The following is a 23,629-nucleotide window of genomic DNA, read 5'->3' on the forward strand; positions in this document are numbered from 1 at the left end:
GGCAGGCAGTTGCGCGCCAGAACCTAATCGACGGGCGCGCGTCGGTCGGTGCGCGTACTGCGTGCATTCCTGGGTTCAATCCTGTACCGTGCGGCGCCACCGCACCGCTGCGCGGAGCGACACGAGTTCATCCCAGCCGTCGAAGCCCGACATGGACGCCGCCCGTTTGGCTTGGCACCCGACCTACCGCGCCGATGGTCGCCGATCAGGAGGGCTTTGCTTTCTCGACGGCGCCTGGCGGGCCGAGATCGTCGCCCCGTCGGTGTCGTTGTGGCCCGAGCGCGGCGTCGCTTGGCTGGTCGAGCACAAGCATCGGGAGCTGGCGCGTGGGGTCAGTTCCTCTGTGGAAGACGCCAAGGCGGACGCGCTGTCGGCGATCGGCTCACTGCGCTCGGCGCGCGGTCGCCCTCGAACTCGGTCGCGGTGCGTGTCACGCCAGGCGAGGGATGCCGCCGACCGCTTCGCATCCTGCAACCGGATCGGTCCCAATGGCGCCGAGGCCGCTCCGGTCTAGCCGCCGTTTCGGTTCGGTTCCTGGGGAAGTCTGGCTGCAAGTTCACCCTTTGAACCTGTTTGCGCAAGCCTACACGTGGCACACTCTGGCGGTCCGCTTGATGCGAAGACAGGGGACGGTGTTGCTGCACGGACGGAAAGCGCGATGACCAGGCTTTACGACCTCGTCGGACAGACATTTGGGCGTTTGACCGTTCTCGAGCGCTCACGCAACGAGAAGGGGTTGTCGACGTGGCGCTGCCAGTGTTCGTGCGGCCGCATCACCGAAGTGGAAACCGCGCGGCTGCGCAGCCAGCACACGCGCTCGTGCGGCTGCCTGAAGGCCGATCCCACCGAGTTCAAGCGCCCGGTTGGCCGCCCGCCGCTCTACAACATCGACAACTACATCGGCCAGGAGTTCGGCTTCTGGACGGTGATCGGCTTCTCGCACCGGGACGAGCGGTCCCGCAACCAGCATTGGGTGTGCCGCTGTCGGTGCGGCGCCGAGAAGCCCGTCAACTCGACCAACCTGCTGCGCGGCATCAGCACCAAGTGCGCGGACTGCGCTGACATCGAGAGCAGGGGAGCGCAGAACGCTCAATGGAAGGGCAGCACGCACGTGCCCGGGACCTATGTCACCTCGCTCAGGCACAGCGCAAGGGAGCGGGGGATCGAATTCACCATCACCGTTGATGACCTCGAGGCGCAGTGGGTGGCGCAGGAAGGATGCTGCGCGTACACCGGGGAGCTGCTTGGCTTTCCCGAGGTCATGAACGCCAGGGGCATGATCCGAACCGACTTTACGGCCTCGGTCGACCGCAGGGACAGCGCGGTCGGTTATGTCCCCGGCAACATCCAATGGGTCCATAAGATCGTCAACATCATGAAAATGGACCTGCCCGAGACCGTTTTCATCGAATTCTGCGTGAAGGTGGCCAAGGGGGCGAGGGCGGCCAACGCCTAAGCGCTCGCTCTACCCCGCCATCCCCCGGTGGGCGTGGATGACGTTCATGCAGCTTTCCACCTTGCCCTCATCGAACGCGGCGGGGAGCGGGGTCTCGTCGCCGCGCAGCTCCTCCTCGCTGTAGAAGGTGACCCACATGCCCGCTTCCCCGCGCGGTGCCAGCCCGGGATACCGCTTGGGCAGGACGGCCCCGAAATGGGCCTGATACCCGTCGATCAAGAAAATTCCCGCCGCATCGAAGACCCAGTCGGACGTGTCGTCCTCGCAGCAGAAGTGCAGCGGTCGCCCGCGCTGGTCGGCCGCCTCGACGGCTTGGATCGGCCACTGGGTCAGGCGCGACAGCGCGACGGCGAAGTGCAGGCCGCCGTCGGCTTCGCATGCGGCGACGGACGTGGAATCGATGCGCCCGGCACCTCGCGTGGTGATGACGGTCGGGTTCCACTTGCTCGCGCTCCTCTGATGCTCCTGCCCGGTCGCTGGTGCAGACCTCAGGAAACCCTGGCGCGGACAACGAAGGGGGACGGGAACCTGGAAAGCCGGTTTGGGAAACCCTTTTCCACGTATGGGCTGTCGTGTTACGCGATCCGGGTCCATTCCTGCGAGCGTGACCATGGCCATTCCGCTGTCCACCGAGCTGCTCACCGCCGTCGACGCGCGGCTTGCCGCGACCGCGCCGTTCCGGAGCGTCGCGCATGCCGATCTGGCGCGCGCGGTGGCCGCGGGGCTGCTCTGCCTATCGCGTGACCAGCTTGACCTTCGGGCCGCTGAAGGCGTCGTGGTGGATGGTGCCGACGACGGAAACTTCAGCGAACGCCTGATCGTGGATGGCTGGTGGTGCCCGCCCGGGGAAGTGACGGCGCGCCTGCGGCCTCTGTCCGCGGCCATCCAGGGCGTTCTCGGCGCCACGCCCATTCCGGAGCCTTCCGAGGCGGACCTTCGCCTGGACCGGATCAACGCCCTGCTGGCGAGCGCCCGCGTCAAGCTCGCGGGCGTGACGCGGAGCAAGCGGTTTCAGCGCGCGCGCGGTCTGACGCCGCGGGAAACGGTCGCGGTGATGATGTCCGACCTGCTCAGGGTCGCCTTCTGCCAAGGCACGCATCTCTACTGTCTCGACCAGTACGGCGACGATTCAACACATGATTACGGAGATTCGCGCAGCGTAAGCGAGGCGCTGCTGGTTTTGGCCCGCGCGCACCGCTCGCTCGACCCGGACTCCGCGGCATACCTGTGCAGGCTGGCCGCCGTGGTGCACGAGACCCACATCGGCGAACCGGGCGGCGTGTTCGACGAGTTGGATGCGGTCTTCCGCGCGCGCATCAACCACGTCTTCGCGTACATGTCGGCGCTGATCGACACCAGCAGTGCCGACATCGACCCGTTCGAACTGGCCGATGAGTGGCTGGTGCACGAAGCGCTACTGGAGTTCGCCTGACGCTCCGGGCCCGTTGGCGACGGCGTTAAGGTCAGGCGGCGAGGTCAGGCCTCGCCGCCGTCGGACGCCTTGTCTGCTGAAGAGCGCCATCCTTTCGTGCGGTGCTCCGTGGCTGTCGCCTCCATCAACAACACGGCTTTTTGCACCGCGTCGGCTGTCGTCGTATGTTCCAGCGGACCGGGGTCGGGGAGATCATGGCCAAGCACCGTGAGCTCGACCATCTCGCACCAGGCAATGTGGAAACGGCGGCCCCACTGTTGCCACCATGACACCGCCTCGTCAAAGGTCGTCCGCCGTTCAGCGATGTCATTCAGAAGCCAGTTCGGGACGCCCGTCGCGACGTTGATGACCTCGGTGCCGTTGACACCGGGGGCTTCATAACGGTCCTGGAAGTACGGCATGTCGTACTTTGGGTCGAAGGTCTTGTCGCCGAACGCGAGGCGCATGGCCTGCCAGCGGCTGGGCCAATCGCTGGCACGGGTGTCCTCAAGGAATTCCAACACGGCAACCAGGCAGACGGCGTCTCCTGAAACCTCTGTTTCCAGAGCATACGCGAGCTTCTCGCGCCACTTCGGTCCGAGCACCTTCTCAAAGCGTTCGGGCAGGTCGATGTCGTCGTTGATGGTCATGATGGGCCGCAGAAGGATTGGAAGGCGTCGCTGGTCGCGCCGATGCCGAACCTTACAGGGATAAAGCGCAATGTCCAGCCTATGGACGATCGGCTGATGCGCCGCCGGATGTCGACGCTGTGCGCGTGCTCAGATGTCCACCACGAGCGGCCTGAAGAGCGCGGCCGCGGGCTCGTCGGGATAGCCGCGCTGGTTGCTGAGGACCCGCGTTGCACCGACCATGTAGTCGCAGCTGGTATGAGTATGCCCATGCACCCACAACACTGGCTCGTGTTCGCGGACCAGATCCTCCAGGTCACTCACGAACGCTGGCGACAGGCCGCTGGCTTGGTGGGGCGGCAGGTCCGAACCGCGCGCGGGGGCGTGGTGCGTGGCGATGATCACGGCGTCATCGGACCCGGAGCGCCGCAGCTCGTCATCGAGCCAGTCGACCGTCGTCTGGTGCAACGCCAGCGCATCGCGCCCGCGGAAGGGCCTTCTCACCAAGGATTCGCGAATCTCAATCAGGCGGTGGTCGTTGAGCTTTTCCTCCGCCGTCATCATCGCCTCATCCACCGCGCGCAAGCGCTGCACGGCGTTGAAGTCGGGGGGCGCGTTGAGTTCGTAGTCGGTCCACAACGTCGCGCCCAGCACCCGGACGGGTCGGCCGTCCAACTGGAACGTCCTTGCCGAGCGTTCAAGGAAGGCAACGTTGCTGGTCTTCGCGGCGGCCGCGCGCAGATCCTCGAGACCGCTGTGGAGTTCGCCGCCATAGAACTCGTGATTCCCCGCGACGTACACCGTGGGGATGCCTTCAAATTCCTGGGCGGCCCAGGCGATCCCCTCGGCGCCCCGGTGGATGTCGCCCGCCAACACGACCAAATCCACACCGGCGCGTCCCACCTCGAAGCCCCAGCCTGGGGTGGGTGGCGGCAGCCATTCCGCGGGTCCGACGAGGCGGCGCATCGTCCCCTGGACCTTGATCGCCGACCGGCCGCAGTGGCACCGGGCGCCTTCTCGGGCATGGCGGCTGGACAGCGTGGAGCCACAGGCCGTGCAGTGGGCCCATCGAAATGTTTCGTGTTCCAGGTGTGTGTCGCTCATGACGGCGATGCGCGCCATGTCGCCCTCTACCAACGCCGATAGGCACCCAAAAAAAGGTCTCCGACCGCGCGCCGCAGCATGATCGTTATCCAATACTGCTTACGGTGATACTCGCGGTCATGGAACAAATGGCAGCGCTGGCACAGCGCTTTCAAGTTGTTTGGATGATTGTCGGTGGGGTCGTGGTTGAGGTGGCATGCCGCCAGGATCACCCGCGACCTCTTGACCGCGCACGCCTCCACGATGTCAGGCCATGCCGCGGGCTGGCCGCGGTGGTCTCGCCAGGTTCCGCCGTCGGTGTCGTACCAGCGGCCATCGGGCAAGCACCTCACCTCACGGCCGTGCGGCCGCCCGCAGCCTTCACACCGGCCTTGCGCCCGCGCAAAGCGAACTTGCTGGCTGATGAGTGGCCAGTCGATGGGGTAGTGATACCGAGATTCACGGCGGATTGGCATGGCTCCGCAGTATGCCGATCGCGGAATCCGACCACCACATTATTTTGATTTTGAGGAGTATGCTTAGAGAACTAGCCCGGTTGGACTTATTCAGCCGGTCGACGTGCAGCGGCCACTCGCCAGCCCTTTCACCACATGCGCCCCCAGCGATCAACCGGTGCAGGACCCTGCCCTGCGCAAGGGTGTCTGGGTCACAGTCGTCGGCGGCGTCAACTCGACGTATCGCAGTAGCTGTCCTGAACCGCCTCGGCTGCGGCTATGGCTGCCACCGTGTGCGTGGCGCACGCCGCGCGGATCCGGGCAGCCGTCACCGGGTCGATGCGTCCCCTGCCCTGCTCCCAGCTGACGACCGTCCGCAACCCCTTCCCCACCGCTGCGGCCAGCTGCGCTTGCGTCAGGCCAGCCTTTTTGCGCAGGCCGCGCAACTCGTCCGGCGCCAGCGCTCCCCAGACGCCGCGCTGCGTCCAGCCAGCCACCGCCTGAGCCAGTCCGAGCGCCAGAGGCGTCCGCCTGCCCTTGTACAGCGCGGCGACGACGTGACGAGCCGCGTGCGCGGCGTCCTGGTCGTCGACAAAAACGACCGTTGCGACCACGTCCTCGACGCCGATCCCGCTCGTGTCGAAGCCCAACTTAGTCAGCTTGTCCAGCACACCGTCGGCGGCCGCGCCGACCTCCGTCGCCAGGGATTCCATGCGAGCCCGTTCCGCGTCCTCGCCTGCGAGCAGCGCGAAGTCCTGGTCAAGGTCATCGGTCAGCGCGTGCCATGTGATCTCCGACGCGAGGATGCTCACCACGTCGTCGCGGTCGGCGTGGCCACGCGGCAGCGGCGCCCCGTTCAGCGCGGCGGCGCCCAGGGAGTCGGGGTCGGCCTCGATGAGTGCGATCGCGAGCGCCTGGACCAGCGGCGTTGCCCCGTTCCACAGTTCGCGGCAGGCTTCGATGGCGCGGGCGACCGATGGCGGCGGAGCGGGATGTGTCACAGCGCCACGCACTGGGACGCGGGCGTACGCCTGCACAAGTCCCTTCGCTTGCACGACATCATCCGCCATCACATTCGTCAGCACCGCACATGCTCCCTGCCCACATAGACTTACTATGGCGCATAAAACGCCTCAACTGCATGTGAGCACGATAAGGCACGAGCCGACAAGATGCTATGTGCAGGGAGCAGCGCACAAGACGTTCAATGCGCATGTGTGTTGAACGACACACATGTCTCGGAAAATGCCGGTGGAGCCCCCTGCCCCGTTGACGCTTGTCAGCGTCTGGGCAAACCATCCATAAAACGCACCAGCGCCTACGTCCGTAGGCTCTCAAGCGTTTTTGTTGACAAGTCGCCTTATGGGAGTGCCTCGAGTGACGTTCGCTACCGAAACGGGCAAGGCTCCGAAGTTCGTGGCGTATTACCGCGTCTCGACGGACAAACAGGGAAAGTCCGGGCTCGGTCTCGAGGCGCAGCAGGCGACCGCCGAGCGCTACGTCGCGTCCGTCGGCGGCAGGCTGGTCGACAGCTACACCGAGGTGGAATCGGGCAAGAGGGCCGACCGCCCGCAGCTCGCGGCCGCGCTGCGGGCCTGCCGCATCCACCGCGCGACGCTGGTCATCGCGAAGCTCGATCGCCTGAGCCGCAACGTGGCGTTCATCTCGGCCCTGATGGACTCCGGTGCCGAGTTCTTCGCCTGCGACGTGCCCGCTGCCAACAAGATGGTCATTCACATCATGGCGGCGCTGGCCGAGCACGAGCGCGACATCATCTCGCAGCGGACGAAGGCGGCGCTCGGCGCCCTGAAGGAGCGCGGCAAGCGGCTGGGGTTCGCCAACACGGCCGTGCGCGGTGCTGAGGCGGCGATCGTCGCGGGCAATAAGGGCAGGCCGACCGCCGTCAAGCGGTCGGCCGAGGCGCGTCGCGAGCGGTTCGCCGCGCAGGTGGCCGACCTGCGGGACCTCATCGAGCACCTACGCACCGACAAGGGCATCACCACGCAAAAGGCGCTGGCTGACGAGCTCAACAGCCGCGACATCCCGACTCCGCGCGGCAAGCGCTGGCACCAAGGCAGCGTGCGGCGGCTGCTCATCGCCATGGCTGCCGAAACTCGGGCCAAGGAAAGGGCCGCCGCATGAACGAGCCCCGGAAGCATATGGTGGTGACTGTCAGCGGCCATCCGTTGCAACGTGGCGTGGGCGAACCCGTCGTGACGGCTTCGAAGCTCCCGGCCGCCATCGCCGCGAGCGGGAAGGGTAGGGGGCCGAAGACCGTCCAGGCCATGAAGTTCCGGGAGTTCGGCGACCTCGCCAATCCGGGCGTCGACCTCGTCGACGCCGCCGACGAAGCCGCCGCCAAACGCCATCACAGCCGCCTCAAGGCCGCTGACACGCGCCGCCGAAACACGCTCGAGCGCGTGCGCGCGCTCAAGCCCGTTGTTGCTCAGATGTGCGCCGACGGCATCGACGGGCCCGCCGCGCTGGCCGCCGAGTTCAACGTGCGGGGCATCCCGAGCGAGCGTGGCGGCTCCTGGTCCGGGGCGGACATTCGCCGTCTCCTCGATTGGATCGCCGAAGCCGACGGGGTCAAAACGGTGAGTGTGCCTTGGAACCGGAGGGGCTGGGTCGAGGGGTTGAAGCCGATCCTCACTGAGCTGCGCGCCACGGGGCTGGCGACACCCGAAGAGATCGCCGCCGTGCTCAACGCCCGCCTCATCCCGAACGGCAGCGGCCGCGCGTGGTGGCCCGAAGACGTCGCCCGCGTCCTCGTCTGGGCGGACGCGCTCTGAGGCAATAAATATGGCTCTGTTGGCGCTAGGTATTGAAGGGTGCTTGGATGCCAGTTGATCGCTACACTTACAGTGTCGCTTGGACTTCCGAGGCCAACGAGCACGTCGCCACCTGCTTGGAGTTCCCCAGCCTCTCTTGGCTCGGCGAGGACGAGATCGAGGCGCTGCGTGGCATTCGCTCGCTCGTCGCAGAGACGGTCGAAGACATGCGCGCGAACGGTGAGGCTGTCCCGGCCCCTTCTTCGGCACGGGACAGCGGTCAGCGCCCCACCGAGTAAGCGCGGGCGTTCAACGACGAACCCCAACAGAGCCATAAATAAATAGAACGCGCGCTCACGCGCGTACCCTCACACCCCGGAAGGGTGGCGCGGGCAGGGGCGCGCCGCCCTGGTTGGCGAGTATGCACAATATCAGTTCATAGCCGCCAGCCGCCAGCCGCGAGCGGCAGGCGCCGCTGGCGGCACCATTCCGTGCCTGCGCCGTATCGACCATCTGCACAAAAGTGAACTCGCACAATCAGTGGGAACTGAACTGCGAGATGATATGAACAAATAATGTGCATCGAACGGCATATACACATGGGGTAGCATTGCCAATGAACTGCTGTTGTGCATAATGGCTTGGCGAGCTTGATGGAGGGGAACATGGACACGTCGCGCTGCCCGACCCGTTCGGAAGTCCAGTCGGCCACGAAGCTGGTCGAGGCCTACCGGAGGCTGCCGCGGCGCGGCGCTGCGGCGAGCCGGTCGGCCGACAAGGCGGCCATCGACAGAAAGGTCTACGCGGCCGAGCTCGACGTGTGGCGCCGTGCGTCCGAGGCGCAGCGCTCCATTGCCCGGACCGTCATCGAGCTGGAGAAGTTCCCTGGGGACCTGCCGTTCGCATTGCCCGCGGCGGTCGAAATCAAGCGCTCGGAGGTGCCGCGGCTCGAGCGCGACGCCGCGCTCGCCGTGGCCAGCGGTCTGCGCGACTGGCTGTCGTACGGCGGCAGGCCTGAAGAGGCGGAACTCGAAGCGGACCGGGTGCTGGATCAGCTGCGCCAAGCGGGCTACGAACTCGACAGCCTCACCGAAGAGGACGCCATCGCCGCGTCGCTGCCCGATGGCAAGGAGCACGCGGCCTACGCGATGCGTGCGGCCATCCTGCTGATGGACGGTGGCCAGCCGACTACCTGGTCGAAGGGTGTCGCCAGGGCACTGTACCGGGCTGCGTACCGCGAAGCTCACGGGGCCATGGACGCCGCCGAAGTGCGCCGTCTGCGCGCGGCTGCTGGCCTGACGCAGGGCAAGCTCGCCGCCAAAGTCGGTCTCAGTCTGCGCCAGATCGCCTACCTGGAAGCGGGTGAGCGCCGTGTAGAGGATGACGTCGCCGAACGCATCCGGACCGTCTGCACCGAGGCGGCGGCCCGGAAAGCCATGAGCTCGGCGGCCTGACCATGCCCATCAACCGCCACAGCCATTCCGCTATCGAATGGCCATCGGCAGCGGGGATCTGACGCACCCGCTCTACGAGCCTCGGGCTGACGCCGTGACGAATCTCGGCTGCCTGCGCCCTGCGCTCAATGGATCTCAAGCGGGACGATGCGCTTGGCTTCGACCACGCGCTGAGCGTCTCCGTACGCATGCACGCGCATGGCTGTACTCAGCTTCCGGTACGTGGCGGTGTCGATATTAATGACCTTGCGGATCACGTTGTTGTTGCGGTCGATGATGGTGTAGCGGACGGCCCGCGGCCAAACCTCGACGCCGACACCGTTGTAATAGACGCCGCTGTCGTAGCTCGGGTCGCCTTGGATATTCTGCTGCTCTGGCGACACGTAGTTGGCAATCCAATCCGTGTCGAAGTTGTCCACCACGTGGTTCAGCTCAGCCAAGTCTCCGTTCAGGAAAGCCAGCGCCTCCTCGGCATTGTTCTCGATCCAGATGGTACGGTTATAGTCCGCGAATTCGGAAACGGTGCAGTCGAAGTCATGGCCGCCAAGATGCTCGAGGTCGAGCGCGATGCCGTGCACCTCGCCGTTGTCGTACGCCCACTTGCGGCCACGAAGGCGGTCGACCTCCAGGGCCACAGCGACCAGGATCCCTTCGTCCTCGGTCTCGGCCACAAGCACCTCGGGTGCCGCGACGATGATGGCTTGCAGCAGAGTCCAATCCGGCAGCTTGACCCCCGTGATCGCTGCGATGTGATGGGCAAATGCCTTCCCTTTGAACGGGCGCTCGATCTCGATGTCATCCCGCAAAGCCACGTGCATGTCCTCAGCGGTTGCCCAGCCAAGGCTCATGGCCATAGCCATCTCCAGATGAAACTTCTTCAGCGTCTGAGTGGTCGCGCAACAGACGTCAGTCGGCTGCTCCAGAATGCTCATGATGACGTCGACGGCGTCGCAGGCGGCGAGGATGCGCATGGGGGTTCTCCCTAACTGGATGGTTGGAACCGGAAACCCGCCTGCTCGGCGTCGCCTGAATGACCACGGGCCGTGGCATACGCTCAAGATATACGGCGGCGAGAATACAACCGCAAGCGATTTATTTAATAAAAAATCATTGCCACTGACCGCTGGCAGATCAATCTTGGATTCAGGCCATCTATTGCAGGAGGAACGCCATGAGCAGCACGCCAGACAAGCCGAAGCGCCCCCGTGGTCGCCCTCGCAAACTCCCAAAGGACAACCAAGGGGTGGTGAGCTTCAACCTGACCGCCGAAGCGTTGGCGAGTATCGACGCTCGCAACCGGAGCGGCCGTTCGGACGCCCTGCGCGATGTGCTGGCGCGCTACGAGGTGCTGGTCGAGGAGGCTCTTCCGAGCATGACCCGCTGGCAATGGATGCTGGCGCTGACCGCCCTCCAAGGCGAGATGCCCGACTTCGACGATTGGGACGGCGAGACGATGCCGATCTGTTACTCGCCAGACCCGCAGGCGATGCGGACGACGATCTGGTACACGGCCGAAGGGACGGTCAGCCCGACCGACATGGGCAAGGTGAAGACGTGGCTGTCGAGCCTGACCGCGGAGCAGATGCTGGCGATCGCCGATGTCGCCCAGCGGTACTGGGCCAAGGAGGATAAAGACCCGTCCGATCCGCTGCGCGGCATTCTGCGTCCCGAGCACATCCTGAACTGAACCGAACGGTATCCCTTCGTAACCGAGCGTGCCATTACCCGCTTGCTCGCCGACCTGCCCAACGCCGATCAGGCCCCAACACACCGTAGGCCACCATGCACCTGCTCAACGCCATCGCCGACACCGTGCAGCGCCACGCCGCCCTCATGCGTGAACGCCGCCGCCGGGGCCCCATGTTGCCGCTGAACAGCGCGGTGGGTTTCATGACGGGGCGAGCGCGATCCGTTCCAGCTGGGCAACGGCATCCATAGCGGCGGGTCCTCGGGTGGCGGGTCTTCTCCGCGGGCAGGCCATTCCCGGAAAACGGACGGTGACGTCCGCGCAGCGGCGCTCCCCCTTGTGCGCAGCAGAAGGCCCGAGGGGTGCGTGCCGTGTCTCGGCCGACCTCCCCGCCAAGCCGGAACGCCCATCAAGGCTCGGCAAATTGACAACCGTAACGCATTGAAAAAGATCGCACTTTCGCGCAAATCGCCCTTGTGTGTGTTGTTTTCAACGTGCATATTTGAGGCAACACTGCTCTTCGAACAGAGACCCACGCCATGCACAGTCTGACCGATGCTCCCCGTCCAACCCATCGCATCACCTTCAGCCAGGAAGGGGTGCTGATCGGCGCTATCGAGCTCGGCGCCGACGTCGAGACACGCCTGGAGGATGCGGTTGTTGCCGAATCCGTGCGGGCTGGTGTCGGTATCGCCGAGTGGGGGCAGATTGCCTGCTACGATGTCTGGTTCGTGGCTGAGAGCGACGGTGAGGCGCTGCCCGAAGGCCTGCGCGAGGTCGCCACCAACCGGGATGGATCCCTGCCAAACGGTGCCGTAGCGGCCATCGGCACCGGTAAGAAAGTCCTGGCCATCGACGGTCCAGATCTGGCCGTCCGCACCCGGGTCGCCGCCATCAAGGGTTGGGACGGGCAAGACGCGGGACGTCTGCTCAGCCTGCTGAAGGACCTAAAGGCCGAGGTCGAGCACACGGATGAGCACATCGATCTGGGCAACATGCTGTTCAGCCATCAGGTCCCGGACGACATCGCTGGCTTTCCGGTGTGGGCTGTGGATGCCAAAGGCCGCTGCATCGCGGGCGATGCAATCGACGACTTCCATGTGACGACCGTCGAGGAGGTCCGTGACGCCATCGCCGAAATCCGGGCGCACCAAGTTGCCACCCACCGCGCCGCCGGGTGATTTTCGCCAGCGGACCGATGAGAGCCGGTCAGCCCGCTTCCACCTGATGCAGAACCCGCCAATGCCGAAGTCGACCATCAACCCTTGGGCCGCTTGGGAGCTCTGGAAGGGCAAGGCGCTCCCGCAGGACAACGCCGTCATGCTCGCCGCCGCCTTCGTCTACGCGGCCGAGCGCGGCTGGATCCTGGACGGGCCTTTGATCCAGGGGGAAGGCATCCCGATCGACACCAAGGACGGCGTCGAGAAGCTCAGAGCCCGTTCAGCCTTCCTGTTCCTGACCGCGGCGATGCCACCCGAAGCCGATGATGCGCCTGGCCGCGCCGTCGTCCTGCGCGCTATCACCCTGGCGCCGCGGGAATGGCGTTACCGGGCAGCCAACCTGCTGCGCAACATGAGCGAGGTGCCACCGGTGCGGATGCGGATCGGGACCCGCATGCTCGACACCGAGACGGCCGAGCCCGTCGCAGAGCATCGGAGCTCGTGGGGCATGCGGCGGCTGTACCGGGCGCCGCGTGGCGGCTTCTTCGAGGCGGTCTCCGACCGCATGGTGCTGACGCCCTGGGACACGCTGGCGGCTTGGCGTGCCAGCCTGCCCTATGACGGCGAGGTGACGTGCTTCGAGCAGGCCGACGGCACGCTGGGGGTCCGTTTGCATCCCGACTTGGCCGAGCAGGCCAAGCAGGCCGCCAAAGCTGCGGGGAAGCCGTTGAACCGCTGGCTGGCCGACATCGTCGCCGACGGCGACGTCGAGGCCGCCGAGGCTCCTGTGGCTCCGCGGACCGCACCGGTCATCCGGGTTCCAATCGCCGCCGCCCGCAAGCAGGCGCTGGCCGATCGCGCGGCCGCCGCCGGTGTCGCCGTGACCCCCTTCGTCGCTGGACTTGTCGCTGCGACCCTCGACAAGGCCTGACGAACGCGCACGGGCTCAGCGGAGCACGGGGGTCAGCCCCAGTCCGTCGTAGTGCTCAAGATATCGGTGGGCCTCGATGTGCTCCCCGACTGTTGGGCAGGTCGCGTTCCGGCCGCTGCCCTGTGGACGCTTGTCCAGTGAAAGATGGTAGGACGGGGAATTCGGGAACTTCCCCGAAAAGAAGTAGCGCATTCCCTGCGCAACGACGGTGCATGGGAAAATGTACACGTCGGGCTCACGTTGCCCGGTGACCAAATCAACGCAGCAGATGAACCGCCTGGACGTGTCGATGGCGTCACGTTCCGGAGTAGCGTACTTGCTCTGGAGAATCCACGCGCGTTTGTAGCTGGCCGAGGACTTCACCTCGATGAAGGCGACGTTGCCGCTCTTGTCGAAGGCCAGAATGTCGTACCCGATGGTCGTCCCCCATTGCAGGCTGACCATGTAACCACGCTGCGTCAGACGCGAGGCGACGAGGAACTCGCCTGCCAGCCGATTCAGGTTCTTCCGCTCGTTCGACACCTTGTCGTTGGTGCCGCTGTCCGCGATCAGCTCGTCACTCATCCTGGCGCCTCGCCCCCGAAAGCCACGGTGCGAGAACAACGTAGACGGGTCAGCGCAGAGTGGAAAGTTGGAGGCGCGCATGCCGCGGCCTTAGGTGACAGGAGGGTCGCGTCGGTTGAGAACACGCTCCACGATGGCCGACACGGCGCGCCGACGCAGGCATACTCCTTGGTCGGGGCAGACCCTGAGGAGAAGGAGGGCACATGACCGGGTTCAACGCATTGCTGCTGGAGTGCAACCGCGACCTGGACCTGTCCACCGTCCGCCTGGTCAGGCACCAGGACACCCGATTCAAGACGGCCCTCAGCCCGTACGATGCTTGGATACTGGACGACGGCCGCCTGGAGAGCTACCAGAGCGTCCAGAAGCGCCCCGTCTTCGCCGACGTGGCTCTGATCGCCGCCTTCGTGGCGACCCCGGTGGGCGAAACGGTTTTCATCGGGATGTACGAGAATCACGGGTGCAGCACGGTCCCCCAGGGCACCCCTGATCGCCTGACCGGGGAAGACGTGTCCGGGCAGTACCAGTACGACCTGCGCCGCAGCCCCATGCTCCAAGATCTGCACGGCCGCGTCGTCATCGACTGGGGCCCCGCCGCCCGGACCTGGGTGCAGCGCCCGGACAACCAGAACAAGCTCATCCTGGAAATCAGCCGCGCCCGGTACGAGCCGCCCTTCCCCGGGTTCATGGACTTCACCGCCCAGCTCAGTGGCCTGCGTGCGCTTCCGGCCGCCTGGAAGGGCGCGCTGGCCGCGGTGAACGGCGTCTACCTGCTTGTGTGCCCGAACACGGGCGAGCGCTACGTCGGCTCCGCGTCCGGAGAGAGCGGATTTTGGGGGAGGTGGGAAGCGTACGTGAGCACGGGGCATGGCGGGAACATCGGGATGCGTGAGGTGCCGCCATCCGATTACCATGTGAGCATTCTCGAGGTGGCCGCGTCCTCAGCGTCCATTGTCGACATCCTCGCGATGGAGGCCCGCTGGAAGCGCAAGCTGTTCACCCGAGACTTCGGGCTGAACCGGAACTGAGGACCGCGGCCGCCCCGCCCCACCGTTTCACAGGCTGACCGAATGGGACAGCTCGCGCATGGCGCGCAGCCAGTGGCGCGCCGCGGCCAACTTCTCGTTCGCGGGCGGCACCAGCGGCGGCTCGGGCTCCGCATCAGCCTGGACGGCGGGGGCGACGGCGCAAGGGGGGACCGCGGTCGGCGCCAGGTTCAGCGCCGCGGCGACCCGGACGCCGAGCAGGGGCTGGACACGGTGGTGCCCGGGTTGATGTCGCCTTCGGGATTGCCGTCCAGCCAATAGACCTTGGGCTCGAACTTCTCCCGGCGCGCCGACGAAGCGGACGATCTCGCAGGGGGCGATGCAGACCAGGCTGTTGGCCCAGGACAAGCAGTTGGTCAGCGCCACCGAGGTGGTCTTGCCGCCCCAGCTGACCGAACCGTCGCCCAGGACCGGAGCGCCGCCGGACGGCACCGCGGTGAGCAGGTGCCCCGAAGGTCTCCCCCATCAGGAATGGCGACGACCCGCTCTTCAGGCTGCGCTCGGTGACCTCCCTGCCATTGGCGCTTCGCCTCTCCTCCGAGGGGCGTGTTCCGAAGCAACGAAGGTTGAAAGCGCCTTCCCACCTTTGAGCCTCTGATCGCCAACTCCTTGAAGGTCAGACAGAAGTCCTGGTGCCTGCATTTGCTTGCGTGCAGATCACGCCCGATATGACTTCCGTCCCAGGTGACAGCCGTTGCGAGTTCGCGTTATGTTCGTGCGACACTCGCAACAGGAGGCTGGCATGTCTGACATGACCGACGGGCAGCGGGTCGCTGGGTTCATCCTTCTCAAGGACGTCGACGGCAAGCGCCACGCGGTGCGTCCGGGCGCTTTTCAGGCGCTCTCCGACGCCGACGAGGACGGGGATGAGACCATCGCCCAGATTGGGTTCAGCCGTCAGGTCCGGATTCTGCGCCCCCTCGACGAGGTCTTGACTTGGTTCTAAGCGGTTCGGTTGGCGGTCGCCGACGGGCACGGCGGTCGGCGCGCCACTTGGTCTTGTGCCCAACCCGGAGGGGGACACATGAACGCAAAGTCCTGGCTCGAGCCCGAGATTGAGGCCTCTTGGGAGGCCGTTCGCCGCCAAGCCGTCGGGGCGTACGCGGACCTGCGCGCGAACTTCATCGGCCGTCGCCTGTCCGACGCCAAGGTCAAGGCGGAGGTCGACCGCTTGGTCGAGCGCCTCCCCGCCCGGGCGCTCGGCAAGCCCCTGGCGGTCAGCTGGGGCTGGTCGCCAAGCGACCGACCGACGAGCGACCACCACCTGGAGGCGGCGGCGAAACGGATCCGGGCCTGCTTCCTGGAGGCCCTGCATGGCGTCTTGTGGCGCGATCTCGCCTTCGTCATCGAGCACGTCGGCTACGGCCGCGGCTGGCTGTTCCGGTTCCTGGTCGAAGGCGGAGGATTCGCGCGGCCGCGCAGCCTGCTGGACATCGCCGATGTCGACCTGTGGGAGATCCTGGCGTGCCATCACGACGAACGCCGGGCGCTGAAGGGGAGCAGGGACTACGGCGCCATGGAGCGGATCTTCGCCGAGCATGAGCGTCCGCTGGCGCACCTCCGGGCCATACGCACGCTGATCGTGATGATCCTCGACCGCTGCCCCAACACCTGGAACTTCCAGACGGAGAAGGAATGGACGGCCAAGGTCGATGACCTGATCAGCGCCTGCTCCAGCTCGGGCTGGCGGGACCTGACACTGCCCCGCTTCGTCGACCTGCTCTGGCAGGAGGTCCTGGAGGCCAACCGCAGCTTCGATCGCTCGCGCTCTGCTCACAACGCGGTCGAGCACGCGATGCGGCACGGCCACATCCTCTGGGCGGCCAAGAGCGAGATGGCGGCGCGCCTTGGGCTGGCGGTCACGCCCGCGACGGACCGCACGCTGCTGACGGCCGCAGGCGTGCAGTACCTATGCGCCGCGGTGCTCAAGCTGCCGTCGGGATACCTGGCCGATCCGCGTGGCAGCCGCCGAGGTCTGGAGGGCGTCTCCTTCGGCAGCCCGCTGAACGTGCTCGAGCGCCGCGACATCCGCACCATGCTCCGGTTCGAGGACCACGACGAGGCGGTCCGGTTCGCGCAGATGATGGACGCCGCCGACATGCCGCGCCTCAGCAGCCGCGTCGAGCAGCGCCGCGTGTCCATGTAGGCGTCATGGAATTCCTAGCCGGGGTGATGGGAGCGTGGTGGCAGACCATCGGAAGGACCGGCCATGACCGCCACCATCGCGCTCATCGAGCGCCGCTACGCCGATGTCCTGCGGCGCCTCGGGTGACCCCTTGATATTCGCGGCATGGATTTCTATAATATTTCTATAAGAAAAACACGCACCGTCACCGGCACCTGCTCCAGTCCCCCTCGAGGGCTTCCCGCAACCGACATCCGAAGGAGATGACCGATGTCGAACTCTGCGACGCTCCTTGAGGCGCTCATCCGTGAACAGGTCCGCGACCTGCTGATGGCCGCTCTTGACCGTCCCTGCGTTTTGGGGCCCAATCAGGGCGTGAACTGGGTGGCCGAGCTGGTGGACGGCTACCCTGCGCCGCGCGTCATCGCGCGCCTGGTCCAGGACGGCGCAATCCCGATGGACGACGGTCCGATCGCTGCCGTCGGGGTGACGCTGCTTTCGGACGCCTACGACCCTGAGCGCAAGCTCGCCACCGAACCCCACCTCGAAGACCAAGAGGTTTGGCTAGACACCTACGGCGCGCCGATCGCCGATCTTGCCGCCTACGACGGCGAAGTCGCCGCGTGCGCCTGGTCGGTTCACGTCGATGCCCGTCTCGGCGGCTGGGTCGACACCCTGATGGAGCAGCTGGCCGATCACCTCGGCCGAGGCCAACATCGGCGGGTGACGTAATGGCCCGGGGACGTCCCAAGGCGGTGGACGGCGGCAAGACCGTCGCCCTCTACCTCGACGCCAAGGTTGATGGCTGGATTGACCGCATGACCGCCGTCACCGGTGGCAACCGGTCGCTCGCCGCGGCGCTGGCTATGAACACTCACCGCGCCGTTACCGAGGCCTACGAGCCGCTTTTGGACCGCGAAGAGCGGCGGCGGGTGCTCAACGCATTGAACGGCGTCGCCATGCACCAGACGCCCCCGGAAGCCTGGCGTGGGGCTCTGCTGGGGAATCTGCTGGCCGACGACGAGGATGCCGCAACGGGGGATTTGGTTGCCAAGCTCCGCGCGCTGCCGCGCTGGGAAATGGTCCTGCTGGTGCAGTGGGCGCTGCTGGCCTGGATCGCCATCGGCGCTGGCGTGGACATTGGGCGCTTCCTGGATGGGGAGGCTCCCTGATGCCTGTGCAGACCACTCACCCCGCCGACATTCAGGCATGGCTCGATGGCTTTGACCTGCCCTTGGACGCCGTAGCCGTCATGCTCGGTGTCACCGACCGCACCTTGAAGACCTATGCGCGCCGCGGCGAAGCTACCAGGACCGTCCTGCTGGCGCTGGACCGCCTCGCCTGGAGCGAGGCGCGGCTATGCGGGCTGCCTCGCGTGACGCCGCCCTTGGCACCGCGCCCTGAGCTCGCCGAAGTCGTACGGCTGATGAATCTGGCGGCGGCGATCGATGACCCCTCTGACATTTATGACGTGCCCGATATCCTGCGTCCGGTGCCCGCCCTGCTGGTCGATGCCCGGAAGGTGCTGCGTGGTCCCGCCCGGAGGGCCTCCGTGGCCGCGCTCGACCTGCTCAAGCAAGAGCATCGGCGAGGTCAAGACGCCTGGATGGATGGAGGCCTGGAGCGCCTGCGGCGCATTGCGACGGCGCTTGCCGCCGCCTGAATGCACATTGACAAGTCTGTCACCGGGTGCTGCTCACGGGTCGTCGGTGCGATCCCAGCCAAGTACGGCGTCGCGCGGAACCACGCCGCGCAGCCGTCCAGGGGCGCCCTCACCCGCCGCGTGGTAGCGCATGACCGCGTCGAGCACGGCGTGCATGTCGGTCTGTCGCAGGCCGTCGAGGATCCCATAGACGATCGCCACGTCGTGGTCGCCGAAGCCGTCGGCGTGGTAGGAAGTCGTCCGGATCTCGTCGAGCGCTTCGGGAGCTGACCACGCCGCCGACAGGTCGCCGGTGTCCGGGTCGGGCCGCGGCCGCAGCGCGTAGAACACGAAATCCCACTGCGGGAGGCTCAACAGCGGCAGGCTTTCCTGCACCATCGCCTCATACCGCTGGAGAAGGGAGCCCAGGGCCTGGGAGAGGTCGCCGGAGCCGCCCAGCGCGCGGGCGGTGAGAATGCGCTCGCTCTCCGGGTCGAGGTGCAACGTGACCGCGCGCGCCCGGCGTCGGCCCAGTCGCGCCAAGCCAGCGTCGAGACCGACGATGTTGTCGTGACCACGCCCGCGCTTGTCCCTGTCCTCGGCCATCCCGCCCCCGCCTGCAATCCCTGGAGGCTAAAGCGCGCGTTGTCCTTGTCAACACCTGCATGGAGCGAGGAGGCGCCGTGGTCGCGGCAGTCCCGCCTAGTGAGGATTCTCGGCGGGGCTGCCGCAGCGATGAGGATTTGTAACGTGGCGACGATGAGGATTTGTACCGTCCCGCGGTCACGATGGCGCCGGTCCCCGGTCGGTGGGCGTTTCGGCCTCTCCGACCACCGCTGGCAGGTACTTGCCGAAGCCGACTCTCACGATCAGCCCTGCTCGCTCCAGGCAACGGATCATCGAGCGACCGAAGCCTGCCCGCTCCAGGTCCTGCCCGGTCGCAGGACCGCCGACGGCTCGCACGACCGGCACGGCCTTGGCGCGACGCTCGGCCCGCGACGGCAGACGGTCCCGGGGCGGCCGCGGCAATGATCTGGCCGCCGTGTACCGACCGTCGGCGTCCACCTCCAGCAATCTCTCGGCCGCCAGCTTCCCGAGGCGCCGCCGTGGAACGCCACGGCGCGCCAGATCGGCCGACGCTGAGCGGCCGCCCGGCGCCCCGCAGCAGCGCCAGGACATCCGCCTCGGTGCGGGCAGCCGTCGGCGTGCGGGACGGCTTCCCCGAGGCGGCTTCGTACAGGCGTCGCGGACCGGTGCGTCAGCCGCCTCGGCCAACACGACGACGGTCGCCGTCGCGGAGCGTACGACGTCGGTGCGCGTACCGCGTCAGGCCTCGGCATGCTGATGCCCGCCTCCGGGCGGCCGTGCGTAGCGACCGCGGCCGACTTGGCACAACGCCCCGGAGGACACGAGACGGTACACGGTGGACGCGGGAATGCCCGACCGCATGAAGTCGCGCAGGCGCAGCGGCCCGGGGGCGCCGTCGGCCAGTGCCAGGGCGGCCGTCCGTCGGTCGGGAGGCGCACCGCTCTCCGGTACGGGCGGGACGCGGGTGGACTCAAGCAGGCGCGGTGACGCCGCGTACCCATCACCGGCGCGCTCGAGCATGCCCTCGCGGGTCAAATGCAACAGCGTGGACCGGGTGATACCCGCCTGCGTGAACCTTTCCGCGCCGACCGCCGCGCCGTTCGCGCACACCGCCATCCACAGCGCCGTCTCCAGCGGCAGTGGGGCGCCCTCGATGAACTGGTAGCGGCCATCCGCACCACGCTGCACGCGACCGCGGCGGATCAGGTAGTGCAGGGTCTTCGGCGGCACGTCCAGGGCCTCGAACTCGGTCAGGCGGAGCGCCCGCTGCGCCCGCCGCGCGATGACCAGCGCCAGCGCCGTCCTCATGGTGCGCCCTCCCCCTCATCCTGCCCGGCAGGCATCAGCATCCGGGCGCGCAGCGAACGGCGCAGTGCCGCCTCGCGGACATTTGCGGGCACCGCGCCGCGCAGGTCACGCCCCGCCGACTGGGCGGCGACGGCGGCCGCCCCAGGCTTCGGCAGGGCCACCTGTCCGCGCCCCGTGCGCTCCAGGCGGCCGTCGTCGACGAGATCCTGAACGGTTTGCGCGGTGATGCCCGCGGCCACGACGTCGGCAAGCCGCAGCGGCTCGCCACGCTGCGCGGCCGCGTGCGCCATCGCCAGCACCTTGCCGACCTTGCTCGCGCGCTTGGGCAGCGGCGGTACCGTCAGCTGGACGCGGCCGTCGTTCAGGCGCGTCAAGCGGCCCGCGCGCACCATGCCGCGCACCCGGTTGGCGGAGATGCCCAACTCGGCAAGCTCCGACGTCATGAGCGGGGCAGCCGCGGCGGCGATGAGGGTCAGAGCCTCGTCGCTGGACGACACAGGCTGGACGACGGTGGGCTCCGCCTTGGACACCGACTCGAACACACCCGCAGACAGCCGCCGCAGCCGCCCCTCGCGCGCCAGGTAGTAGACGATCGCGGCCGACACCCCCGCCGCACGGAACGCCTCGAGGTCGATCGGGCGACCGGACGCCTCAGCGAGGTCGAGGGCTTTGGTGGTGGCGCAGTCCTTGCGGCGCAGGAGGACGCGACGGCGGCGCTGGCGCTGGCCGTCTTTCGGCTGAGCAGCCTGGTACGAGTAGACACCGCGCCCGACCCGCCGCAGCTGGCCGCTGTCGGCCAGCGCGTAGATCACCGAGGTCGGTATGCCACGGCTGACGAACTCCTTCAAGCGCACCGGGCGCTCGGCCAGGCGCGCAAAGTCCAAGGCCCTGACGCCATGGTTGACCCGCTCGGCCCCCTCCGGTTCGTTCGCCGCCGCGTCCGCATCGCCGCCCATCTTGCTGGCCGCCAGGGCCATGCGCGCGCCCGCCGCCTGAACCTTCTCGCGCGCCGCCAGGGCCTCGCCTGCGAGGACCAGCTTGGTTCCGCGGCGCTCGAGTAGGCCGAGGTGCTCGAGGTACTCAATGGCGGGTGGCCTGATGCCCGCCCGCGCGAGTTCGGCGTCCCCCAGGGTGCCGCCCGCCGCGTCGACCAGGTCGAGCGCATGGTCGGACGACCCGGGGGTCGAGCTCGCGCCGGGAACCGTCCGGTGCCATTTCGGCGCCACCCGCTCGATGCGGCCGATGGACACCAGGTAGCCCAGCGTGTTGGACGTCACCACCGCGCTGCCGTCGGCCAGCGTGTCCAATGCGAAGAATTCGCTCAAGTGCACCGGACGTGCCGCCGCCCGGGCCAACGCCATCGCCATCCGCGTTGCCTGCGTTGACATCTCATTCCCCTTCACAGCATGTCGTTGTCGCCGTGCCCAGAGCGCGTCCACGCTCGCACGGTCGCGCCGATGCAGATCCCGGTGATCGCCGTCGCGGTCAAAAGGTAGCCGTCGAGCTCGCGAAGGACCCCTTCCACGCCGCCTCCGGACGCCCAGAGCGGATACAGGCGTTCGCCGACCTCGTAGGGCAGCGCGGACCACAGCGGCATGAGCATCCAGCCGAGGCACAGCGTCATCGGCAGCCGCGCGGCCGCCCGGCCGCCCCGCTCCAGCCACGACAGCCCCGACCACACCACCGCGGGCGCCAGGGTTTTGGCCAGCCAAGCCCACCGGAGCGCGTCCCCTCCGCGCGGAGCGGGGTTGTTGATCAGCAGCCACTCGACGGATGGCACCGCCCACAGCGGCGCCGACCAGATGGCAAGGCGGACCGCGTGCGGCGCCGCCCACCGGGCGACCCGACCAACACGGGCACCAAGCCAGCGCGCGCCCGCCACGGCCGACCGGAGGATCGGGTCGTCGCGGGTTTGCGCATCGACCCAGGTGGCGGCGCTCTGCGCGCCGAGGACGACGGCCTTGCCGATCCCCTCGGCGTTCTGGCGGCGAATCTGCCGCTCAGCCGCCCGGTAGCCGTCGGTAAAGCCACCCTCGGCCAGGCTTTCCAGAAAGCGGCGACGATGCGACCGGGCAAGCGACGCGAGAACGGCATCGGGCACCTGCCGACGTTGCGCGATCGGCATCGCCAGGAGCCGATCGAGCTCGGCCTCGCTGCTTCGGAGCAGCGCCCGCTCTGCGCGCTTCACGTGCCCTATGGTCGCGATTCCCATGGCGCTCTCGTTCACAGAGAGGCGGGAGCCGGGTGTGAACCCGCTCCCGCCTTACCGTCGGCGTGGTGCGGCTCAGTCGGCGGCGTACAGGTCCGCATCCTCGTCCAAGCGCGCCTTGATGGCCTGCGCCACATCCGGGCGCAGCAGCGGCAGCAACGCCTTCTGGGACTCGTGGAGCCACAGCATGAAATCGAAGACGCCGTGATTCACCTTGCCCGTGTTCAGGCCCGTCTCCGTCGCCAAGGCTTCGCGGCGCATCTTGTCTTCGTCGGCGCCGTCGAGCGCAGCAAACATGTCGACGATGCTGCGCTCACCTTTGTTGCGCCACATGTCCCAGAAGATGGACTTGTTGCGCGGCAGATCGACGATTTTGAGCCAGGGCAACTCGAGCATCAGACGATACTTCTCGCAGCTCGCCTCCAACCCCTTGAACGAGCCCTTGTGCGCATTGCGGACGAGAAAGAAGTCGGCGTTGCCGAGTTTGCTCCACATCCGGTACGCGGCCGCCATCATGTCGGCCGCGCCGTTCGCCGCTTCGGCGTCGTTGTCGATGACGACGACGAAGCGCATGTGCACGCCCTCCTCCTTCGTCATACGCGCATAGGCGCCGCGCGCGCCTCTGAACCACGAGAAAATGCGCTTGGACGAGTTGCTGCCCGTGTCGATCAGGCAGTCGCGCCCCTTTTGGAACTCGAAGACCTGCTCGTAGTAGGTCCGCAGATCCTCGCTCTCGTCGTCATCCGACACGTTGTCGGGCGGCGTCAGCGGCAGCGCGAGGGCGACGCGATCGCCGAGCACGTGCCGCAGACGCGGCTGGTCATCGACCGTCACCACGTTCATTTCGGTCCCGCCTGCCTGCGCGACGTACTGGTCGCTGAGCAGGGCGACGAGCTCGGACACCACGGTTTTGCCCGAGCTCCCCTTCTCGCCGAGCAAAAAGTAGGTCAGGTGGTCGGTCGCGGGCGCGGTGCCCCGGTGCGTGCCCGTCAGCAGCTGAGCCTGGGGCTTCTTCGCGGTGCTCATCACATCGTCTCCTGAGCCTGGAATCTGGTGGGCTCGAACGAACCCTCAGCTCCAAGATTGCACGCGCCCCGGTTAGTAATCTAT

29 protein-coding genes are annotated in these 23,629 nt (G+C 67.1%); 16 read left to right on the top strand and 13 right to left on the bottom strand.

The genetic code is table 11. The features are described 5' to 3' along the window. The first annotated feature begins 151 nt into the window (after positions 1-151). Both DS837_RS10855 and DS837_RS10860 read left to right on the top strand, forming a co-directional pair. Positions 152-514 carry a hypothetical protein gene (locus DS837_RS10855; RefSeq protein WP_149164744.1) on the top strand — a complete coding sequence of 121 codons (363 nt, stop codon included), beginning with the start codon at positions 152-154 and terminating at the stop codon, positions 512-514. Positions 515-658: 144 nt separating this feature from the next. Beyond that, positions 659-1,456, top strand: a complete 798-nt coding sequence (locus DS837_RS10860; protein ID WP_149164745.1) for a hypothetical protein — start codon at positions 659-661, stop codon at positions 1,454-1,456. Positions 1,457-1,465: 9 nt separating this feature from the next. On the opposite strand, the gene DS837_RS10865 is transcribed toward DS837_RS10860, so the two are convergent. Further along, positions 1,466-2,074, bottom strand: coding sequence for a hypothetical protein (locus DS837_RS10865; protein WP_149164746.1), 609 nt, complete (start codon positions 2,072-2,074; stop codon positions 1,466-1,468). Between DS837_RS10865 and DS837_RS10870 the strand changes: the two genes are divergently transcribed. Next, the gene (locus DS837_RS10870; protein WP_149164747.1) at positions 2,067-2,888 is read left to right on the top strand and encodes a hypothetical protein; all 822 of its coding nucleotides are present in this window, start codon (positions 2,067-2,069) and stop codon (positions 2,886-2,888) included. The two genes, DS837_RS10865 and DS837_RS10870, sit on opposite strands and share 8 nt — an antisense overlap. A 44-nt stretch (positions 2,889-2,932) precedes the next feature. On the opposite strand, the gene DS837_RS10875 is transcribed toward DS837_RS10870, so the two are convergent. From DS837_RS10875 to DS837_RS32360, 4 genes are all read right to left on the bottom strand, one after another. Next, a complete protein-coding gene (locus tag DS837_RS10875) occupies positions 2,933-3,517 on the bottom strand; it encodes a hypothetical protein (protein WP_149164748.1) in 585 nt (194 codons plus the stop codon). Between the two features lie 129 nt (positions 3,518-3,646). Further along, complete coding sequence (locus tag DS837_RS10880; protein WP_149164749.1) at positions 3,647-4,618, bottom strand: metallophosphoesterase; 972 nt, start codon at positions 4,616-4,618, stop codon at positions 3,647-3,649. 8 nt (positions 4,619-4,626) lie between these two features. Then, positions 4,627-4,923 carry a hypothetical protein gene (locus tag DS837_RS10885; RefSeq protein ID WP_247889868.1) on the bottom strand — a complete coding sequence of 99 codons (297 nt, stop codon included), beginning with the start codon at positions 4,921-4,923 and terminating at the stop codon, positions 4,627-4,629. A gap of 341 nt (positions 4,924-5,264) precedes the next feature. Then, the gene (locus DS837_RS32360; protein WP_211102182.1) at positions 5,265-6,119 is read right to left on the bottom strand and encodes a helix-turn-helix domain-containing protein; all 855 of its coding nucleotides are present in this window, start codon (positions 6,117-6,119) and stop codon (positions 5,265-5,267) included. Between the two features lie 292 nt (positions 6,120-6,411). Between DS837_RS32360 and DS837_RS10895 the strand changes: the two genes are divergently transcribed. The 4 genes from DS837_RS10895 (at position 6,412) to DS837_RS32365 (ending at position 9,259) form a co-directional block, all read left to right on the top strand. After that, entirely contained in the window at positions 6,412-7,176 is a 765-nt protein-coding gene (locus DS837_RS10895) for a recombinase family protein (protein ID WP_247889869.1), read from the top strand. Continuing rightward, positions 7,173-7,826 (top strand): hypothetical protein, encoded by a 654-nt coding sequence (locus tag DS837_RS10900; RefSeq protein WP_149164752.1) that lies wholly within the window; start codon positions 7,173-7,175, stop codon positions 7,824-7,826. Before DS837_RS10895 ends, DS837_RS10900 begins: the two co-directional genes overlap by 4 nt. A 47-nt stretch (positions 7,827-7,873) precedes the next feature. Next, positions 7,874-8,104: a type II toxin-antitoxin system HicB family antitoxin gene (locus tag DS837_RS10905; RefSeq protein ID WP_149164753.1), complete on the top strand. Its 231-nt coding sequence runs from the start codon at positions 7,874-7,876 to the stop codon at positions 8,102-8,104. 366 nt (positions 8,105-8,470) lie between these two features. After that, complete coding sequence (locus DS837_RS32365; RefSeq protein WP_208852253.1) at positions 8,471-9,259, top strand: helix-turn-helix domain-containing protein; 789 nt, start codon at positions 8,471-8,473, stop codon at positions 9,257-9,259. A 125-nt stretch (positions 9,260-9,384) separates the two neighbouring features. Here DS837_RS32365 and DS837_RS10915 read toward each other — a convergent pair whose 3' ends face one another. After that, positions 9,385-10,230: a hypothetical protein gene (locus DS837_RS10915; RefSeq protein WP_149164754.1), complete on the bottom strand. Its 846-nt coding sequence runs from the start codon at positions 10,228-10,230 to the stop codon at positions 9,385-9,387. A 200-nt stretch (positions 10,231-10,430) separates the two neighbouring features. Between DS837_RS10915 and DS837_RS10920 the strand changes: the two genes are divergently transcribed. From DS837_RS10920 to DS837_RS10930, 3 genes are all read left to right on the top strand, one after another. Continuing rightward, on the top strand, positions 10,431-10,946 hold the full coding sequence (locus DS837_RS10920) for a hypothetical protein (protein WP_149164755.1): 516 nt from the start codon (positions 10,431-10,433) through the stop codon (positions 10,944-10,946). A 539-nt stretch (positions 10,947-11,485) separates the two neighbouring features. Beyond that, positions 11,486-12,127, top strand: coding sequence for a hypothetical protein (locus DS837_RS10925; protein WP_149164756.1), 642 nt, complete (start codon positions 11,486-11,488; stop codon positions 12,125-12,127). Between the two features lie 61 nt (positions 12,128-12,188). Beyond that, positions 12,189-13,037 (top strand): toxin-antitoxin system HicB family antitoxin, encoded by an 849-nt coding sequence (locus DS837_RS10930; RefSeq protein ID WP_170295814.1) that lies wholly within the window; start codon positions 12,189-12,191, stop codon positions 13,035-13,037. 15 nt (positions 13,038-13,052) lie between these two features. Here DS837_RS10930 and DS837_RS10935 read toward each other — a convergent pair whose 3' ends face one another. Next, positions 13,053-13,601 carry a protein NO VEIN domain-containing protein gene (locus DS837_RS10935; protein ID WP_149164758.1) on the bottom strand — a complete coding sequence of 183 codons (549 nt, stop codon included), beginning with the start codon at positions 13,599-13,601 and terminating at the stop codon, positions 13,053-13,055. A gap of 203 nt (positions 13,602-13,804) precedes the next feature. Between DS837_RS10935 and DS837_RS10940 the strand changes: the two genes are divergently transcribed. After that, a complete protein-coding gene (locus tag DS837_RS10940; protein ID WP_149164759.1) occupies positions 13,805-14,629 on the top strand; it encodes a GIY-YIG nuclease family protein in 825 nt (274 codons plus the stop codon). Between the two features lie 27 nt (positions 14,630-14,656). On the opposite strand, the gene DS837_RS10945 is transcribed toward DS837_RS10940, so the two are convergent. Continuing rightward, the gene (locus tag DS837_RS10945; protein ID WP_149164760.1) at positions 14,657-15,013 is read right to left on the bottom strand and encodes a hypothetical protein; all 357 of its coding nucleotides are present in this window, start codon (positions 15,011-15,013) and stop codon (positions 14,657-14,659) included. Positions 15,014-15,389: 376 nt separating this feature from the next. Here DS837_RS10945 and DS837_RS10950 point away from each other — a divergent pair, with 376 nt between their 5' ends. The 5 genes from DS837_RS10950 to DS837_RS10970 all read left to right on the top strand — a co-directional run bounded on the left by DS837_RS10950 (position 15,390) and on the right by DS837_RS10970 (position 18,435). After that, positions 15,390-15,593, top strand: coding sequence for a hypothetical protein (locus DS837_RS10950; RefSeq protein WP_149164761.1), 204 nt, complete (start codon positions 15,390-15,392; stop codon positions 15,591-15,593). A gap of 78 nt (positions 15,594-15,671) precedes the next feature. Next, entirely contained in the window at positions 15,672-16,793 is a 1,122-nt protein-coding gene (locus DS837_RS10955) for a hypothetical protein (protein ID WP_149164762.1), read from the top strand. A 249-nt stretch (positions 16,794-17,042) separates the two neighbouring features. Continuing rightward, a complete protein-coding gene (locus DS837_RS10960; protein ID WP_149164763.1) occupies positions 17,043-17,504 on the top strand; it encodes a hypothetical protein in 462 nt (153 codons plus the stop codon). Next, positions 17,504-17,944 carry a hypothetical protein gene (locus DS837_RS10965; RefSeq protein WP_149164764.1) on the top strand — a complete coding sequence of 147 codons (441 nt, stop codon included), beginning with the start codon at positions 17,504-17,506 and terminating at the stop codon, positions 17,942-17,944. The genes DS837_RS10960 and DS837_RS10965 overlap by 1 nt, the downstream gene beginning before the upstream one ends. Then, positions 17,944-18,435: a hypothetical protein gene (locus DS837_RS10970; RefSeq protein ID WP_149164765.1), complete on the top strand. Its 492-nt coding sequence runs from the start codon at positions 17,944-17,946 to the stop codon at positions 18,433-18,435. Before DS837_RS10965 ends, DS837_RS10970 begins: the two co-directional genes overlap by 1 nt. A 33-nt stretch (positions 18,436-18,468) precedes the next feature. Here the strand turns inward: DS837_RS10970 and DS837_RS10975 are convergent, their stop codons facing one another. The 5 genes from DS837_RS10975 to DS837_RS10995 all read right to left on the bottom strand — a co-directional run bounded on the left by DS837_RS10975 (position 18,469) and on the right by DS837_RS10995 (position 23,545). After that, complete coding sequence (locus DS837_RS10975) at positions 18,469-18,957, bottom strand: hypothetical protein (protein WP_211102184.1); 489 nt, start codon at positions 18,955-18,957, stop codon at positions 18,469-18,471. Positions 18,958-19,740: 783 nt separating this feature from the next. After that, positions 19,741-20,310 (bottom strand): type IV toxin-antitoxin system AbiEi family antitoxin domain-containing protein, encoded by a 570-nt coding sequence (locus tag DS837_RS10980; RefSeq protein ID WP_149164767.1) that lies wholly within the window; start codon positions 20,308-20,310, stop codon positions 19,741-19,743. Next, positions 20,307-21,677 carry a type IV toxin-antitoxin system AbiEi family antitoxin domain-containing protein gene (locus DS837_RS10985; RefSeq protein ID WP_170295815.1) on the bottom strand — a complete coding sequence of 457 codons (1,371 nt, stop codon included), beginning with the start codon at positions 21,675-21,677 and terminating at the stop codon, positions 20,307-20,309. Before DS837_RS10985 ends, DS837_RS10980 begins: the two co-directional genes overlap by 4 nt. A gap of 32 nt (positions 21,678-21,709) precedes the next feature. Further along, positions 21,710-22,522, bottom strand: a complete 813-nt coding sequence (locus DS837_RS10990; RefSeq protein ID WP_149164769.1) for a hypothetical protein — start codon at positions 22,520-22,522, stop codon at positions 21,710-21,712. Between the two features lie 72 nt (positions 22,523-22,594). Continuing rightward, a complete protein-coding gene (locus DS837_RS10995) occupies positions 22,595-23,545 on the bottom strand; it encodes a P-loop NTPase family protein (RefSeq protein WP_149164770.1) in 951 nt (316 codons plus the stop codon). Positions 23,546-23,629 lie beyond the last annotated feature (84 nt).

It is taken from the genome of Azospirillum brasilense, from assembly GCF_008365405.1.
Taxonomy (GTDB): domain Bacteria; phylum Pseudomonadota; class Alphaproteobacteria; order Azospirillales; family Azospirillaceae; genus Azospirillum; species Azospirillum brasilense_D.

Bases quoted from the DNA above. Each gene is read 5' to 3' on its own strand.
- DS837_RS10855 (WP_149164744.1), top strand. From the start codon at position 152: ATGGACGCCGCCCGTTTGGCTTGGCACCCGACCTACCGCGCCGATGGT.
- DS837_RS10860 (WP_149164745.1), top strand. From the start codon at position 659: ATGACCAGGCTTTACGACCTCGTCGGACAGACATTTGGGCGTTTGACC.
- DS837_RS10870 (WP_149164747.1), top strand. From the start codon at position 2,067: ATGGCCATTCCGCTGTCCACCGAGCTGCTCACCGCCGTCGACGCGCGG.
- DS837_RS10865 (WP_149164746.1), bottom strand. From the start codon at position 2,074: ATGGCCATGGTCACGCTCGCAGGAATGGACCCGGATCGCGTAACACGA.
- DS837_RS10875 (WP_149164748.1), bottom strand. From the start codon at position 3,517: ATGACCATCAACGACGACATCGACCTGCCCGAACGCTTTGAGAAGGTG.
- DS837_RS10880 (WP_149164749.1), bottom strand. From the start codon at position 4,618: ATGGCGCGCATCGCCGTCATGAGCGACACACACCTGGAACACGAAACA.
- DS837_RS10900 (WP_149164752.1), top strand. From the start codon at position 7,173: ATGAACGAGCCCCGGAAGCATATGGTGGTGACTGTCAGCGGCCATCCG.
- DS837_RS10905 (WP_149164753.1), top strand. From the start codon at position 7,874: ATGCCAGTTGATCGCTACACTTACAGTGTCGCTTGGACTTCCGAGGCC.
- DS837_RS32365 (WP_208852253.1), top strand. From the start codon at position 8,471: ATGGACACGTCGCGCTGCCCGACCCGTTCGGAAGTCCAGTCGGCCACG.
- DS837_RS10915 (WP_149164754.1), bottom strand. From the start codon at position 10,230: ATGCGCATCCTCGCCGCCTGCGACGCCGTCGACGTCATCATGAGCATT.
- DS837_RS10920 (WP_149164755.1), top strand. From the start codon at position 10,431: ATGAGCAGCACGCCAGACAAGCCGAAGCGCCCCCGTGGTCGCCCTCGC.
- DS837_RS10925 (WP_149164756.1), top strand. From the start codon at position 11,486: ATGCACAGTCTGACCGATGCTCCCCGTCCAACCCATCGCATCACCTTC.
- DS837_RS10930 (WP_170295814.1), top strand. From the start codon at position 12,189: ATGCCGAAGTCGACCATCAACCCTTGGGCCGCTTGGGAGCTCTGGAAG.
- DS837_RS10935 (WP_149164758.1), bottom strand. From the start codon at position 13,601: ATGAGTGACGAGCTGATCGCGGACAGCGGCACCAACGACAAGGTGTCG.
- DS837_RS10940 (WP_149164759.1), top strand. From the start codon at position 13,805: ATGACCGGGTTCAACGCATTGCTGCTGGAGTGCAACCGCGACCTGGAC.
- DS837_RS10950 (WP_149164761.1), top strand. From the start codon at position 15,390: ATGTCTGACATGACCGACGGGCAGCGGGTCGCTGGGTTCATCCTTCTC.
- DS837_RS10955 (WP_149164762.1), top strand. From the start codon at position 15,672: ATGAACGCAAAGTCCTGGCTCGAGCCCGAGATTGAGGCCTCTTGGGAG.
- DS837_RS10960 (WP_149164763.1), top strand. From the start codon at position 17,043: ATGTCGAACTCTGCGACGCTCCTTGAGGCGCTCATCCGTGAACAGGTC.
- DS837_RS10965 (WP_149164764.1), top strand. From the start codon at position 17,504: ATGGCCCGGGGACGTCCCAAGGCGGTGGACGGCGGCAAGACCGTCGCC.
- DS837_RS10970 (WP_149164765.1), top strand. From the start codon at position 17,944: ATGCCTGTGCAGACCACTCACCCCGCCGACATTCAGGCATGGCTCGAT.
- DS837_RS10980 (WP_149164767.1), bottom strand. From the start codon at position 20,310: ATGAGGACGGCGCTGGCGCTGGTCATCGCGCGGCGGGCGCAGCGGGCG.
- DS837_RS10985 (WP_170295815.1), bottom strand. From the start codon at position 21,677: ATGGCGATGGCGTTGGCCCGGGCGGCGGCACGTCCGGTGCACTTGAGC.
- DS837_RS10990 (WP_149164769.1), bottom strand. From the start codon at position 22,522: ATGGGAATCGCGACCATAGGGCACGTGAAGCGCGCAGAGCGGGCGCTG.
- DS837_RS10995 (WP_149164770.1), bottom strand. From the start codon at position 23,545: ATGAGCACCGCGAAGAAGCCCCAGGCTCAGCTGCTGACGGGCACGCAC.